Origin of the sequence: Streptomyces sp. MMG1121 (assembly GCF_001280015.1) — a bacterium.
GTDB lineage: Bacteria > Actinomycetota > Actinomycetes > Streptomycetales > Streptomycetaceae > Streptomyces.
This window is the reverse complement of the sequence record NZ_LGDV01000085.1, coordinates 116,750-131,542: the sequence shown is the minus strand read 5'-3', so window position 1 is coordinate 131,542 and position 14,793 is coordinate 116,750. Positions and strand designations below refer to the sequence as shown.

Genomic DNA, 14,793 nt, shown 5'->3' with positions numbered 1-14,793 from the left:
TCAGGGCTGGTCGGAGCGCGATGCACAGGGGGAGGCATGGCACAGCGCATCCCGCGCTTCTCGCTCGAGGGCGTGGCGGACGCCGAGGCGTCGCATCATCCGTTCACCACCGAGGACGGCCTGAGCCTGAGCCTCACCCGTTTCCGCCGCGCGCGCGGCGCGCCGCTCGCCGATCCGGTGCTGCTGGTGCACGGACTGACCTCCGCGAGTGACCTCTTCATCATGCCGGAGCACCGCAACCTGACGAGTTACCTGCTCGACCACGGATTCACCGACGTCTGGGCCATCGACAGCCGGATGAGCAACCGCTTCCCCTACAACACGGAGCCGGGCCGCCAGAGCCTGGACGACCTCGCCCGGTTCGACTACCCGGCGGCGCTCGCCGAGCTGCGCCGCCACGCCGGCCCTCGGCCCGTGCACGTCATCGCGCACTGCCTCGGGTCGGTCGCCTTCGCCATGAGCCTGTCCGCGGGCACCGTCGACGGCATCGCGAGCTTCGTGGCGAACAGCGTGGCCCTGACCCCGCGGCTGACGGCAGGGCCACGGTGGAAGCTGGAGTACGGGCCCGAACTGCTCGAACACGTCCTCGGGCTTTCCGTACTGGATCCTCGCGCGCGGACAGGACGCCGGTTCACGCCCGGCCGGGCGCTGTCCCGGCTCGTCTCGCTGGTCCACCAGGAGTGCGACAACCCCGCCTGCCACATGATCAGCTTCATGTGGGGCTGCGGCTGGCCCGCCCTCTACAGCCACGAGAACCTCCACCCGGTCACCCACGAGCGCATCGCCGATCTGCTGGGCCCCAGCGGACTGAGCTATCTGCGGCACGTGCGGAAGATGGTCCGGGCGGGGCACGCGGTGAAGGACGACCCCCGCGACCCGCGGCACGCCTCGCTGCCCGACGACTACCTCACCGACGCCCCCGGCATCGGCACGCCGATCCTCTTCCTTGCCGGTGACCGGAACCACGTCTTCGGCGACTCGAACGTGATCTGCCACCGTGAGCTGTCCGCGCACGCACCCGACCGCCACGCATTGGCCGTCCTGCCCGGCTACGGACACCTCGACCCGATCATCGGCAAGGACGCGGACCGTGACGTCTTCCCGCGGATCCTCGACTTCCTGCGGCTCCGGGCGGCGGCATGACCGTGCGGACGACGGCGGGCCGACCGGCACATCGAGCGGACTCAGGCACCGAGCACGCCGACGCCGTGATCGTCGGATCCGGCTTCGGCGGCTCCGTCGCGGCCCACCGACTGGCCGAGGCCGGACTGTCGGTGGTCGTACTGGAGCGCGGCCGCGCCTATCCGCCGGGCAGCTTCGCCCGCACCCCCGCCGAGATGAACCGCGCCTTCTGGGACCCGGGCGCCGGCCTGTACGGACTGTTCGACGTCTGGTCGTTCCGCGGCTGCGACGCGGTGGTGGCCAGCGGCCTCGGCGGCGGCTCGCTGATCTTCGCGAACGTGCTGATGCGCAAGGACGAGCACTGGTTCACCGAGGAGCAGCCGCTGCCCGGCGGAGGCCGTGAACCCTGGCCGGTCGGCCGTGCCGACCTGGAACCGCACTACGACACGGTGGAACGGATGCTGGGCGCCACGCCCTACCCCCTGCACCGGCCGGGATACGCGGACACCCCGAAGACCCGCGCGCTGCGCGAAGCGGCCACGGCGCTGGGGCTGGAGTTCCGGCTGCCGCCGCTGGCCGTCAGTTTCGCCCCTGCGCCCGATGCCGTACCGCGGCCCGGTCTGCCCCTCACCGGCCCGGACCACGGCAACCTCCACGGTGCCGCCCGCCGCACCTGCCGGCTGTGCGGCGAGTGCAACATCGGCTGCAACGAAGGCGCGAAGAACAGCCTCGACTTCACGTATCTGTCGGCCGCCCGGGAGCAGGGCGCCGATCTGCGCACCGGGCACGACGTGCAGACCGTCCGCCCCGGCCCGCGCGGCGGCTACCAGGTGGGCTACGTCCGCCATCACGGGCTGGAGACCGGTGAGCCGGGATGCCGCCCGACGGCCGGGACCATCACCTGCGATCGCCTGATACTGGCGGCCGGGACGCTGGGCACGACGCGGCTGCTGCTGCGTTCGCGCAACCGGCTGCCCGGGCTGGGTCCGGCGCTCGGCACCCGTTTCTCCGGCAACGGTGACACGCTCTCCTTCCTGATCAGGGCCAAGGACGCACGCACCGGCGCGGGCCGGCCGCTGAATCCCAGTCAGGGGCCGGTGATCACCGGTGCGATCCGGCTCCCCGACGACCTCGACGGCATACCGGGCGCCGGACGCGGAGGCTACATCGAGGACGGCGGCTACCCCCAGTTCGTCCAGTGGCTGGCGGAGGGCGCCCGGGGACCGCACCAACTCTCCCGCGCGGCCCGGTTCCTCGCCCGCGGACTCGCCCGCCAGGCCGGCCTCGGCCGACGGCGCCATCTCTCCGAGGACCTGTCCGACCTGCTCGGCGACGGCCTGCTCACCAGCACCTCGCTGCCCCTGCTCGGCATGGGCCGGGACACCCCGGACGGCGAACTGCGCCTGCGTGACGGCCGGTTGGACATCAACTGGACGGCGCGGAACAGCGCGGACGTGCTGGGACGGATCCGCGCCACGATGCGCCGGATCGCGGACGCGCTCGACGCGGGCTACGCCGACAACCCGCTGTGGCACCTGGGACGGACCGTCACCGTGCACCCCCTCGGCGGTGCCCCGATGGGCCGACGCCCCGAGACGGGAGTGTGCGACCCGTACGGCGAGGTGTACGGGCACCGGGGCCTGTACATCGCGGACGGCTCGGCGCTGCCCGGACCGGTCGGCACCAATCCCTCCCTCACCATCGCCGCCCTGGCCGACCGCATGTGCACCCGGTTGCTGGAGGGCCGCGCCGGCGGGGGAGCGACCACTGCGCCTCGACCCGCCTACACCCGGCGCACCTCCCTGGTCTTCACCGAGACGATGCGCGGCTACTACGTCCCCGGAGCGGCCGACCCGACGACTGCCGAGCACAGCGGGCAGCGGGAGCCCTTCGCCTTCCGTCTCACCATCACGGCCGACGACGTGGACGCCTTCCTGGACGAACCCGACCACGAGGCCCGCGCCGACGGCTGGGTGGAGTCCCCCGCTTGCGGAGGCCGGCGGCCCGTCCTGCACGGCCGGTTCAACCTCTTCGCACCGGCCGCGGACAGCAGCGGACAGGAGGCGTACGGCACGGCACGGGACGGGGACGTCCGGCGTGTGCTGCGCTACCGGCTCCACTTCACCGACGCCGAGGAGCGGTCGTGCACCCTGGCCGGACTCAAGCAGATCACTCACGGCGTCCCGCTGCGCCTGTGGCCGGACACCACCGTGTTGGCCTTCCGCCTGCTGGCCGCAGACCCCACCGAAGCGCCGGCCGCTGACCCCGTCGTCCTCGGCGCCGGCCGGCTCAGCCTGCGGCTCGGCGACCTCGCCCGGCAGCTCACCACCTTCCGCACCACCGGCCCCGGCGGCGCGGCCGCCCTGGCCCGCTTCGGCGAGTTCTTCCTCGGCCAACTCTGGCAGAGCTACGTCCGGTTGCCGACCGGCGGCAGGTCCTGACCTCCGCAAGGCCCCCTGCGGCGGACGGGGATCAGCTAGTCCGGGTTCTCCTCCGTACGTCTCTTTCTGCTCTTTTTCTGTCCCCCAGGAGTCGTAGAAAGACAGCCCCGCAGATGGATTCGTACGCCTCCGGGGACACGAAAGGGTCGTTCCGACCTGGAAGTTGACCGAAAGGAACGGCCATCGTGCGGACAGGACGCATCGCGCCCTTACTCACCGTGGGGGTCACGGCGGCGCTCGTCGCCACCCTCGCCCCGGCACAGGCATCTGCGGCGGCACAACCGCTGGAGAGATTCCTGAACCAGAAACCCGGATGGCACCGATGTGACAAGTCGACGCCCGCCGCGTTCCAGTGCGCGACGATCAAGGTCCCGCTCGACTACAGCCGCCCCGACTCCAAGACCATCACGCTGGCCATCTCCCGGATGAAGACCAGCGTCCCCGGCAAGCGGCACGGCGCGATCCTGTTCAACCCGGGTGGTCCGGGCGGCGAGGGCCTGGACATGCCCGTCATGATGAAGGACGCGATGCCCAAGAAGGTCCTGCAGCAGTACGACCTCATCGGGTTCGACCCGCGTGGCGTGGGCCGCAGCAGCCCCGTAACCTGCGGGCTCACGGACACGGAACAGAACTTCGAACACGCCTACAGGCCCGAGACGTTCAGCCGCGACGTCAAGTGGGCCCGGACCGTCGCCGAGAAGTGCCGGGCCAGGAACGCCGACAGGCTCCCGTACATCACCACCCGCAACACCGCCCGGGACATGGACGTCATCCGCGCCGTACTGGGCGAGAAGAAGATCTCCTACCTGGGCTACTCCTACGGCACCTACCTGGGCGCCGTCTACACGCAGATGTTCCCCCAGCGCACCGACCGCTTCGTCCTGGACAGCGCGGTCGACCCCGCACGCGTGTGGCGCGGCATGATCCAGGTGTGGGCGGAGGGCACCGAGCCCGCGTTCACCCGCTGGACGCAGTGGACCGCCGAACGCGACCGCACCTACCGGCTCGGCGCCACCCCGGCCAAGGTGAAGAAGACGTTCTGGGACCTGATCGCCCGGGCCGACCGCACTCCCATCGACGACGGCGGCCAGAAACTCACCGGCGACGACATCCGCGCCACCCTGCGCCCCGAGTTCTTCAGCCCCAAGGAGGCGGCCGAGGCGGTCGTCCGCCTCAAGAAGGCCGCCGACGGCCGTGCGCCCGCCCGCCGCAGTCCCGCGCCGGATGAACAGCGGGCACCGCGCCGGTCCGCGGCCTTCGCCGCACAGGCGCCCGCCGACAACGGCACCGCCGCCTTCTGGACCGTGGTCTGCGGCGACACCGCGGCCTGGCCGCGCGACCCCGGGCAGTACCGGCGGGACGCGATCCGGGACAAGGCCAAGTACCCGATCTACGGCGACATCGCCTCCAACATCACGCCCTGCGCCTTTTGGGGGAAGCCGGCCGAGCGCGTCACCGCGGTGGACAACAAGGTCGGCGTGCTCACCGTCCAGAACCAGTGGGACCCCCAGACACCTCTGGTCAGCGGTCTCGGTATGCACCGCGCACTGAAGGGCTCGCGCATGGTGTACGTCCAGGGCGGCGAGGGCCACGGCGTCTACTCCGACGACCAGCGCGCCTGCGCCAACCGCACCATCAACGCCTACCTCGACAGCGGCAAGCTCCCGGCCAAGGACGTCACCTGCAAGGCCTCCGGCCGCCAGAGCCCCGGCGTGAACCAGCGCATCGCTCCGACTCCGCAGCAGACACCGCGGGCGCCCCGCTTCTGAACCCCGTGGTCCGCACTGATCACCGGGCCCGCCGACCGGAGGGCCGGCGGGCCCGGTGGCCTCGGGTCAACCGGGAGAGGCGATGTTTTAGGCTGGGTGACGGTAGGACCGGCACGCCGAACGGCGGGCCGGGTTCGAGCAGTGTCAGGAGTGACCGATGAGCGTGGGAACCGAGCGGGCCGTACTCGCAGGCGGTTGTTTCTGGGGCATGCAGGATCTGATCCGCAAACAGCCGGGCGTGACGTCCACGCGTGTCGGCTACAGCGGTGGCGACACGCCGAACGCCACATACCGTGATCACGGCGACCACGCCGAGGCCATCGAGATCCTCTTCGATCCCACGGTCACGAGCTACCGCGACATCCTGGAGTTCTTCTTCCAGGTCCACGATCCGACCACGAGGGACCGCCAGGGCAACGACATCGGGCGCAGCTACCGGTCCGCCATCTTCTACGGCGACGAAGAGCAGCACCGCGTCGCCGTGGACACGATCGCGGACGTCGAGGCGAGCGGGCTCTGGCCGGGGAAGGTGGTCACGGAGCTGGAGCCCGTGGGCGACTTCTGGGAGGCGGAGCCCGAGCACCAGGACTACCTGGAACGCTACCCCGACGGCTACACCTGCCACTTTCCGCGACCGAACTGGAAGCTCCCGCGGCGAGGGTCGTCCACGACGAACTGAGCCCGGCCGGCAGCGGCCGAGCGCCCGAGGCGGCGGACCGGTCATCGCGAGTCGCTACCGGTCGAAAACCGCCCCGTACAGCGGAAACCATGGGGCCCATGACCCGACCCGCAGCCCGTGTGCTCGCCCTGCTGGAGATCCTGCAAGCCGGCGGCACCCACAGCACCGCCGAGCTGACCGACCGGCTCGGCGTGGACGAACGCACCGTCCGGCGCTACGTCTCGCACCTCGTCGACCTGGACGTGCCGGTCGACTCGGTGCGCGGCCGCTACGGTGGCTACCGTCTGGCCCCGGGCTACCGGATGCCGCCGCTGATGCTCACGGACGAGGAAGCGCTGGCCGTCCTGCTCGGGCTCGTGGCCGGCCGTCGCGCCGGGCTGGTGACGACCTCGCCGGTCGCTGCCGAGAGCGCGGCGGCCAAGCTGCACCGGGTGCTGCCGAAGCCGCTGGCCGCGCGGCTCAAGGCGCTCCTGGAGACGGTTGACTTCACCGCACCGGCCCGTGCGGTGACCGTCCCCGAGACCGAGGTGCTGCTCAGGGTCGCCGACGCCGCGCGGGGCCGCAGCCCCGTGGAGATCGGTTACACCGACCGCGACGGCGTGCGCAGCGCACGCGTCGTTCACCCCTATGGCATCGTCGCGCATTCGGGCCGGTGGTACGTCACCGCCGAGGACTCCACCAGCGGTGAGGTGCGCACGTTCCGACTGGACCGCGTCGCGCATGTGGCGGTACGTGACGGTGTGTTCGAGGTGCCGACAGGTTTCGATCCCGCGGCGCAGGTGCTGGCCGGCATCGCTCGCACGCCCTGGCGCTACGAGGTGTCGGTGCGGGTCCGCGGCGACACCGAGGCCATTCGTTCTCGCCTTCCGCAGGGGATCGCATCGCTCGAACCGGTCGGCACGGACGCCGACTGGGTGCGGGTGCGGTTCAGCGCCGAACGATTGGACTGGGTGCCACAAGTACTGACGGCACTCGGCGCGCCGTTCGTCGTCGAGGGACCGGAGGAACTGCGCGAGGCCGTCCGGGCGTTGGCGGACCGGCTGCGGGCGGCCGCGGACACGGACTGACGGCCACGGTGGCGCACCGCCGCGGCACGACGCGTACCCGTCGGGCGTCAGGATCCGGCACCGGACACGTGGCGGCCCGGCTCGGTGGCCAGCCGTCACATGACCCTGCCGTTGGCGCGCCGCATCGTGGCCCGGACCACGAGGGCCAACAGCCGGTCGGCGAGAGGCGCGCGCACCCAGGCGTACGCGAAGGAGATGCGGCTGCCTCCCGTCGGCAGTGTCTCGATGGTGTACGTGCCGCCGGCGAGGCGTCGGCCGCCCGCGCTCACGTTGCGTTCGACGATGCGCCGAGGTGCCTCGGCCTCCACGACCTCGACGGTGACGTCGGTCCTCGTGCCGCCCAGTGCGACGGTGACCGTGGCACACGATCCGATGCCACGGCCGGGGCCGCTGTAGCGCCAGTGCGTCAGAGCGAGTCGCCGAGCCGGGGCGTACGACCGTGTTTTCGGCGTGGCAGCCTTATGATCACTTACCCGAAATCGGAACAGCCCCATGGCAAAGGGAGTGCTTCATGACCAAGGTCCGGCTGACCACGAACCACGGTGACATCGTGCTGTCGCTCAACGACGAGAAAGCGCCCAGAACGGTCCAGAACTTCCTGTCGTACGTCGACGCGGGGCACTACAACAACACGATCTTCCACCGGATCATCCCCGGGTTCATGATCCAGGGCGGCGGTTTCGAGCCCGGCATGAGCCAGAAACCGACCCGGACGCCGATCGAGAACGAGGCGGACAACGGTCTGAAGAACACCCACTACAGCGTCGCCATGGCCCGCACCAACGACCCGCACTCGGCGACCGCCCAGTTCTTCATCAACGTCAACGACAACGACTTCCTGGACTTCTCGTCCAAGTCGCCCCAGGGGTGGGGCTACGCGGTCTTCGGAGAGGTGGTCGAGGGCCAGGACATCGTCGACTCGATCAAGGGCGTGAAGACCGGCAGCAAGGGCGGTCACCAGGACGTCCCCCAGGACGATGTGATCATCGAGCGTGCCGAGCGCGTCGCTTGAGGCTCGTCTCGCATCGAGGCCGAGGCCCCGGTTCCTGACCGGTCACGGACGCAGCGATGAGTTTTCCCGGCCCGGAGAGTCTCACCACCGTTGTCGACACCACAGGAGGATCACGTGGCTCAGCTGCTGAGAGTCCAGAACTTCAATGTCTCGAGTGACGGAATCGGTGCCGGTGAGGAGCAGAGCCTCGAGAGTCCGTTCGGCCATGTCGATCCCGCGAGGCTGTTCGCCTGGGCCGGTGCGACGGCGAGCTGGCCCATGCGTACCGACCCCGGCGGGAGCCGGGGCCTCGACGACTACTTCACGCGGGACTACGCACGCGACATCGGTGCCGAGATCATGGGCCGCAACAAGTTCGGGCCCCAGCGCGGGCCCTGGCACGACCACGAGTGGCGGGGCTGGTGGGGTGACGAACCCCCCTTCCGTACCCCGGTGTTCGTCCTGACCCACCACACACGTCCTTCCTTCACGCTCTCCGACACCACGTTCCACTTCGTCGGCGGCGACCCGGCCACGGTCCTCGGACAGGCGCGGGAGGCGGCGCGGGGGAAGGACGTCCGACTCGGCGGCGGGGTGTCCACCATCCGGCAGTTCCTCGACGCCGGTCTCGTCGACACCCTGCACGTGGCGGTCTCGCCGGTGAAGCTCGGGTCCGGACTGCGGCTGTGGGAATCCCCCGATGAGCTGCTCGACCGGTTCCACCTGGAGGTCGTGCCCAGCCCGAGCGGTGTGACGCACCACCTGTTCTGGCGCAAGTGACGCAAGGGCCCACCTGCTGATGTGGCCAGGCAGGACGCTGCCTGAGGCCGGAGGGGGAGCGAGCGGGCAGGCGTCCGGGGAGCCCGGGTCACTGCGACGTCCCCGGTTCGCCGAGCGGACCTCATCCCGTGGTGAGAGAGGTCCGCCCCGCAGCGTCCTCCGGCTGCGCCGTGTCGTCCTGAGCCGTACGTCCGCGTAGAGCCGTCACGACCAGCAGTGCCGAGAACAGCGCGGCCGAGCCGCACACCACGAACCCGATCGCGTAGCCGTGGCCCAGGGCGTCGAGGGCGTAGGCGCGGGCCGCGCCGGGCGGGGAGGTGGCGGGGACGGAGTTCTGGGCGAGGGGGCCGCCTTCCCCCAGCACCTCGTGCACCGCCGCCTTCGATTCCGCGTTCAGCGCCGATGAAGCGGCCAGTGCGGAGGTCACCCGGGATGACGCCTGGCTCAGCGCCAGGACGTCTCGAAGTGCCGGTACCGTGCGGCCGGTTCCCGCAGGTCCCAGGTGTCGTCGATCATCTCCGCGATGTCCGTGCCGACGTCCGCGTGGGCACGGAAGACCTTCACCTGCGCGGCCAGGCCCAGTCCGGCGACGATCCCGGAGACGTCGACTTCGCCCGGCGCGATCCACAAGCCGCTGAACAGCGACCGAAGCCCGCCCAGGTCAACTGGGAGCGCAGGTCGTGCCGTTGACGCTGCCACGACTCGGGGAGTGAGAAGCCCAGCAGGGTCCAGATGCCGTCCCGGTCCCGGTCGACCGCGCCCGTGGTCCAGGTGCGCCGCTCGCCCTCGCGCAGGATCGCCTCCGTGCGGTCGGTGAGGCCGATGTCGGCCCGCCGGCCCTCACGCCGTCGGGTCAGCAGACCGCGGCCGACCATACGGGTGAAGGTGGACCGGGTGGCCTGCTCTCCCACTCCGGCGCGCCGGAACACCTCGATGACGCTCCCTGTGTACACGCACACGCCGCGGCCCAGCACCTCGTCACCGAGGAAGCTGAACAGAAGGGACTGGGGGCGGGGGACGGGACCGGTCACGCGGATACAGTACGAGGCCGCGTGCCGGGACGTGTGCGACGGGACACGCGTGCCGGGACCCGGAGCCCGCGGCCGGCTGTCGATGACGGCCCTGGTTCGCGCCTGGCCGACATGGCGCCGGTCGGTTGCCACGCGCACTGTGTCGATGGGCGCCTGCTCGTGAAGGATCCACGCCTTGTCGACCGGAGCGCGGTGAACGGGTTCACGTCGATGTGCGGGTGAACGATGCCGACGCGCCGTCGCACTGTGTGCCGGCCGGTCCCGAGGGGAACGAGGTGTGTGTCGGCGTGGCCGGCTGGACGGGGCCGGATCCGAGGTGTCTTCAGGAGTGTGCGCAGTGGCGGACGGCAGTGAATGGACGTGTCCCACCATGAGTCCGGAAGTCCAGGAGACGTACGGTGCGGCCGATCTGAGCGGGAACCCGGTCTTCGCAGGCGGGTTCATCAACTTCGGGTACTGGCGTGCCATCGACCTGGAAGTCCCGCTCGACGAGGCGGCGCGGATCCGCAGTCAGGAGGATCTCTACCGGCATGTCCTGGACGCCGCCGGCCCGCTGAAGGAGCAGAGAGCCCTGGAGGTGGGGTGCGGGCTCGGCATGGGCTGCGCGCTGGCCCTGAGGGAATACGCTGCCGCCGCGGTGACCGGCATGGACATCCACCCCGAGCAACTGCGGCGGGCCCGCGACGCGCACGCCGGACCGCTGCGCCAGGAGCCGGGCCGGCTGCGGTTCGTCCAGGGGGCCGCGGAGCGTATGCCCTTGGAGGACGGCGCGTTCGATGCCGTCATCAGCGTGGAGGCCGTTCAGCACTTCCCGGATCTCGTGGCCTTCGCAGCCGAGACGTCGCGGGTGCTGCGGCCGGGCGGTCGAGCGGTGGTCGCCGGCTTCTTCACCGTGGACGACGCTCCGGGCCGGCCCGCGGAGCTCGCGAGCCTGCTGGACTCGTATGCGAACGGCCTGGACATCGCGCGGCCGGTGACGGCGCTCACGGACGCGCTGACCGCGTCCGGGCTCAGCGAGGTGCGCGTCGAGTCGGTCGGGCCGTACGTCTGGCCGGGGTGGGATCTCTGGCTCGCCCGCTGGTGGGCTCCTGGAACCTGGCCGCGGAACTTCCTGCGGGCCTACGAGGGGCAGATCCTGGACTACTTCGTCGTCACGGCGGTTCGGTCCGAAGACGGTACGGCCGGGACGTCCTGACCGACGCGGGCCGTCGTCGAGGACACCTGGACGGGCGGAACGCCGTCGCCGGCGCCACGTACGGACCCCTGCTCTGGTCCACCCGGTCCACGCTCGCGGCGCCGGCCGCGTACTGCCTGAGCCAGCGGGCCGCGAGTACGAGGTGGTGCAGACCTTCGGCGGCAACACCTCGCACTCGCCCGCCAACCGCACGGGCACCGGCTCGGTGATCGCCGCCAGCAGTTCCCGGACGTCCGCCCTCTGGGCGGCCGGCGGGGACCTGCCCGCGACGGCTGCCACGGCGCGGTCCTCCCGGGCCCCGGCCCCGGCCTCCGCCGACAGCGGCCGACCGACGGCCGATCCCACCGTGGTGCCCCGTCAGCACCTGTCCGCACCCGACGGGCACAGCGCCCGCTGGCCGAGGTCACCCAGAGGCCCGGGACGTCGAGCCGCCCGCGTCCTACTCCTGCGCCCACACGATGGCCTGAACCGGACAGGCCCGGACGGCTTCCTTCACCATCGGGTCCCCCCTGCCGTCCTCGCTCCCGGCGCGTACCACCCCGAAGCCATCCTCGTCCGAGTCGAACACGGCAGGGGCGGTCAGCAGACACTGTCCGGAAGCGATGCAGAGGTCGGAGTCGATCGATACCCGCGTCATTCTGCCAAGGCTACGTTGGAGCCGCCCTGGGGCAGCCGAAGACCGGCATGTGTCGCGGCCGTGTCTCCAGGCTCTTCGAGAAGCGTCGGACAAGCGCGGGTGCGCCGGCTCGCGCGGCCCGTCGCATGGCACAGCGCCACCGCCGAAACCATGGGTGCGCGAGCCACGCCGGGCACCGCGGTCCTGGCTGTTCCTCACATGTCGCGAGTGGGCCGGAGAGTCGTACGGTCCGCTTTCAGCAAGCCGGTACGACAGCAGGTCGGTGCGGCGCGGTGCCGGGCGGGGTGGCACTGCCGGGCGGCGCCCCGCGTCGGCGCTCCCCAGCGTCCCCACCACTCATCGGAGTCGCACGATGCTTCACTCCACCTGGCGCAGATCCTTCCGACGCGGCGCACTTGCCGCCGCACTGGGCGCCTTCGCCGCGGGCCTGACCGCCGTCACCCCCCTCGCCTCGAGTGCGGCGGCGGCCGGCACCCTCCAGCAGGTCACCGGCTTCGGCTCGAACCCCGGCAACCTGGCGATGTACGAGTACGCCCCGTCCAACCTGCCCGCCGGCGCACCGCTGGTCGTCGCTCTGCACGGGTGCACCTAGTCGGCGAGCGACTACCACGCGAACTCCGGCTGGCAGAAGTTCGCCGACCAGTGGGGCTTCGCCGTGGTCTACCCGCAGACCAGCGCGGCCAACAACAGCCTGTCCTGCTTCAGTTGGTTCGACTCGGCCAAGGACACCCGGGGAAAGGGCGAGGCGGCCTCGATCATGCAGATGGTCGACACCGCCGTGGCGCAGTACGGCTCGGACCGCAGCCGCATCTTCGTCACCGGCCTGTCCGCCGGCGGCGGCATGACCGCGGACCTGCTCGCCGATCATCCGGACGTGTTCGCCGGCGGCTCCGTCGACTCCGGCATTCCCGCACAGTGCGCCACCACTCAGAGCGCCGCTTCCGGCTGCCAGTACACCAACCAGAACCTCACTCCGGAGCAGTGGGGCGACAAGGTCCGCAACTCCTACCCGGGGTACTCGGGTCCGTGGCCGCGGGTCGCCGTCTGGCAGGGATCCTCCGACACCACCGTCGCCCCGGTCAACGGCACCGAGCTGCGCGACCAGTGGACCGACGTCTGGGGCATCGGCCAGACGGCCTCCAGCACCCGGAACCTGACCGGCGGCACCAGCGAGAGCATCTACGACGACGGCAGCGGCAAGCCCGCGGTCGCCCTGTTCTCGGTCTCCGGCATGGCGCACGGCCTCGCCGTGAACCCCGGTCCGGGAGCCGACCAGTGCGGCAGCACGGGCACGTACTACCTCAACTACATCTGCTCCAGCTACTACACCGCGAAGTTCTGGGGCCTGGACGGCAGCGGCGGTCAGGGCGGCAGCGGTTCCCTGCCCGCCCCGTCCGGCCTCACGGTGACCGGCACCACCGACACCGGTGTCTCGCTGTCCTGGAACCCCGTCAGCGGCGCGGTCTCCTACAACGTCTACCGCGACGGCGCGGAGGTCGGCGGTGCGACGGGCACCGCCTACACCGACACGGGCCTGTCCGCGGGCACCGCCTACGGCTACACCGTCGCCGCGGTCGACTCCTCCGGCGCCGTCGGCGCGTCGTCCGCGTCGGTCACCGCGACGACGACGGGCTCCGCGCTCCAGTGCTACACCGACGACAACTACGACCAGGTACAGGCCGGACGAGCCCACCAGAGCGGCGGCTACACCTACGCCAACGGCTCCGACGACACCATGGGCCTGTACAACGTCGCCGTCACCCACACATTGAAGGAGACCTCTCCGGGCTACTTCGTCGTCGCCGACTCCGGCTGCTGAACCGGCTCCGGCCCAGGGCCGGATCGGTTGTAAAGGTTTCCTTGACGTCGATAGTCCGTAAAGGCATCCTTTACGTGTGGCCGATGCTTCGATGAGTCTCGCTTCGCTGAGCGCGCTGTTGGCCGAGCAGGCCTCGGTGCTGGCCGAGGCGGTGGGCAGTCCACTGGCCGCGCCGGCCTATCTCGACCTGGTCCGACGCTCCCAGGACGTGGACGACCTGGCGGAACAGGTGCTCAAGCTGTGCGTGCAGCAGTGTCGGGACGCCGGCCACACCTGGCAGGAGATCGGGGACCTGCTCGGAGTCACCCGTCAGGCCGCCTTCCAGCGGTTCGGCAAGCCCATCGATCCCCGGACGGGAGAACCCATGGACAAGACCGTGCGCATGGCCGACGCCGCGGAGCGCGCCGTCAGGATCGTCACGGACGTCCTCGACGGACGCATGGAGCAGGCGCGGCAGTCCTTCAACGCCCAGGTCCTGGAGGCGTTCACCGACGAGGTGCGGGGCAGCGGCCTGGCCACGGTCGCCGGCCTGGTCGGCGCGTTCGAGGGCTTCGGGGAGGAGGAGCCGTTCGTACGGCGCATCGGCGACCACACGGTCGTCGACGTTCCGCTGCGCTACGAGGCCGGCGACATGAAGGCCCGGGTCGCGTTCGACACCGACGAGAAGGTCGCCGGCCTCTTCATCCTGGCGCCCGAGACCCCGTAGCACGGTCGTCCGGAAAGAGGCCGCTGGCCATGGTGACCGACGCCCGCGTCCCGCCAGAGTCCGCGCCGGGGGTCGCGATCGTGCCGCTGATCGCGCTCCTCCCCGCTGTCCTCTGCATGATCGACATCGCTCGACCCCCGAACACCCGGAGCCTGACACCTCAGGCATGCCTCGCCATCTGTGCGTTCGGGAACGTGTTCGGGTTCGTCGGCTATGTGAAGTTCGGCCGGAGCGAGGACCGCTAGCGGCCCGGCGTGGTCGGAAGGTCCAGGTCGGGCCCGTAGACCACCCCGATCACCCGTCCTTCGCGAGCGACCCTCCGGTCATGCCAGGCCTCCGCTGCCGTAGGGGGCACGGCGGTCGAGCAGCCGGATGCGCGAGGCGTGCGGCCGCTGTGCGACCGCACGCCCCCCACACGCCGCCACGGCCCGCGCCGTACGGGCCGGAGTGTGCGGATCCGTGGTGGTGTCGACGTCGTCCGGAGCCGTGGTGCGCCGGTACGTCTGAGGTGGCGTCATGCGGGCCTGACGCAGTCGCTGTGATCAACGGTTCCCGC

Annotated in this window: 14 protein-coding genes and 2 pseudogenes; 11 read left to right on the top strand and 5 right to left on the bottom strand. The window is 71.0% G+C overall.

Annotated features, from left to right (window positions below):
* Positions 1 to 36 precede the first annotated feature (36 nt).
* The 5 genes from ADK64_RS09130 to ADK64_RS09110 all read left to right on the top strand — a co-directional run bounded on the left by ADK64_RS09130 (position 37) and on the right by ADK64_RS09110 (position 7,078).
* A complete protein-coding gene (locus ADK64_RS09130; protein ID WP_053656894.1) occupies positions 37 to 1,143 on the top strand; it encodes an alpha/beta hydrolase in 1,107 nt (368 codons plus the stop codon).
* A gap of 65 nt (positions 1,144 to 1,208) precedes the next feature.
* Positions 1,209 to 3,563 carry a GMC oxidoreductase gene (locus ADK64_RS09125; protein ID WP_199829543.1) on the top strand — a complete coding sequence of 785 codons (2,355 nt, stop codon included), beginning with the start codon at positions 1,209 to 1,211 and terminating at the stop codon, positions 3,561 to 3,563.
* Between the two features lie 185 nt (positions 3,564 to 3,748).
* On the top strand, positions 3,749 to 5,332 hold the full coding sequence (locus ADK64_RS09120; RefSeq protein WP_053656890.1) for an alpha/beta hydrolase: 1,584 nt from the start codon (positions 3,749 to 3,751) through the stop codon (positions 5,330 to 5,332).
* A gap of 157 nt (positions 5,333 to 5,489) precedes the next feature.
* On the top strand, positions 5,490 to 6,011 hold the full coding sequence (msrA, locus tag ADK64_RS09115) for a peptide-methionine (S)-S-oxide reductase MsrA (RefSeq protein ID WP_053656888.1): 522 nt from the start codon (positions 5,490 to 5,492) through the stop codon (positions 6,009 to 6,011).
* 98 nt (positions 6,012 to 6,109) lie between these two features.
* Entirely contained in the window at positions 6,110 to 7,078 is a 969-nt protein-coding gene (locus ADK64_RS09110) for a helix-turn-helix transcriptional regulator (RefSeq protein ID WP_053656886.1), read from the top strand.
* 95 nt (positions 7,079 to 7,173) lie between these two features.
* Here ADK64_RS09110 and ADK64_RS09105 read toward each other — a convergent pair whose 3' ends face one another.
* Complete coding sequence (locus ADK64_RS09105; protein WP_324614385.1) at positions 7,174 to 7,386, bottom strand: hypothetical protein; 213 nt, start codon at positions 7,384 to 7,386, stop codon at positions 7,174 to 7,176.
* 203 nt (positions 7,387 to 7,589) lie between these two features.
* On the opposite strand from ADK64_RS09105, the gene ADK64_RS09100 reads away from it, so the two are divergent.
* Positions 7,590 to 8,090: a peptidylprolyl isomerase gene (locus ADK64_RS09100; RefSeq protein ID WP_053656884.1), complete on the top strand. Its 501-nt coding sequence runs from the start codon at positions 7,590 to 7,592 to the stop codon at positions 8,088 to 8,090.
* 114 nt (positions 8,091 to 8,204) lie between these two features.
* Entirely contained in the window at positions 8,205 to 8,849 is a 645-nt protein-coding gene (locus ADK64_RS09095) for a dihydrofolate reductase family protein (RefSeq protein ID WP_053656882.1), read from the top strand.
* A gap of 121 nt (positions 8,850 to 8,970) precedes the next feature.
* On the opposite strand, the gene ADK64_RS09090 is transcribed toward ADK64_RS09095, so the two are convergent.
* Together ADK64_RS09090 and ADK64_RS09085 are read right to left on the bottom strand one after the other, a co-directional pair.
* Complete coding sequence (locus ADK64_RS09090; RefSeq protein ID WP_053656880.1) at positions 8,971 to 9,276, bottom strand: hypothetical protein; 306 nt, start codon at positions 9,274 to 9,276, stop codon at positions 8,971 to 8,973.
* Positions 9,277 to 9,296: 20 nt separating this feature from the next.
* Positions 9,297 to 9,886: pseudogene (locus ADK64_RS09085) on the bottom strand (PaaX family transcriptional regulator); the annotation flags it as partial.
* 364 nt (positions 9,887 to 10,250) lie between these two features.
* On the opposite strand from ADK64_RS09085, the gene ADK64_RS09080 reads away from it, so the two are divergent.
* Positions 10,251 to 11,075 (top strand): class I SAM-dependent methyltransferase, encoded by an 825-nt coding sequence (locus ADK64_RS09080; RefSeq protein ID WP_053656878.1) that lies wholly within the window; start codon positions 10,251 to 10,253, stop codon positions 11,073 to 11,075.
* 439 nt (positions 11,076 to 11,514) lie between these two features.
* On the opposite strand, the gene ADK64_RS09075 is transcribed toward ADK64_RS09080, so the two are convergent.
* Positions 11,515 to 11,712 carry a ferredoxin gene (locus ADK64_RS09075; protein WP_053656877.1) on the bottom strand — a complete coding sequence of 66 codons (198 nt, stop codon included), beginning with the start codon at positions 11,710 to 11,712 and terminating at the stop codon, positions 11,515 to 11,517.
* A 352-nt stretch (positions 11,713 to 12,064) separates the two neighbouring features.
* On the opposite strand from ADK64_RS09075, the pseudogene ADK64_RS09070 reads away from it, so the two are divergent.
* From ADK64_RS09070 to ADK64_RS09060, 3 genes and pseudogenes are all read left to right on the top strand, one after another.
* A pseudogene (locus ADK64_RS09070) lies at positions 12,065 to 13,531 on the top strand (PHB depolymerase family esterase).
* 91 nt (positions 13,532 to 13,622) lie between these two features.
* Complete coding sequence (locus ADK64_RS09065; protein ID WP_078992564.1) at positions 13,623 to 14,237, top strand: DUF3887 domain-containing protein; 615 nt, start codon at positions 13,623 to 13,625, stop codon at positions 14,235 to 14,237.
* Positions 14,238 to 14,266: 29 nt separating this feature from the next.
* Positions 14,267 to 14,482, top strand: a complete 216-nt coding sequence (locus ADK64_RS09060) for a hypothetical protein (protein WP_053656873.1) — start codon at positions 14,267 to 14,269, stop codon at positions 14,480 to 14,482.
* Between the two features lie 78 nt (positions 14,483 to 14,560).
* On the opposite strand, the gene ADK64_RS48905 is transcribed toward ADK64_RS09060, so the two are convergent.
* Positions 14,561 to 14,755 (bottom strand): hypothetical protein, encoded by a 195-nt coding sequence (locus ADK64_RS48905; RefSeq protein WP_053656871.1) that lies wholly within the window; start codon positions 14,753 to 14,755, stop codon positions 14,561 to 14,563.
* Positions 14,756 to 14,793: the final 38 nt, after the last annotated feature.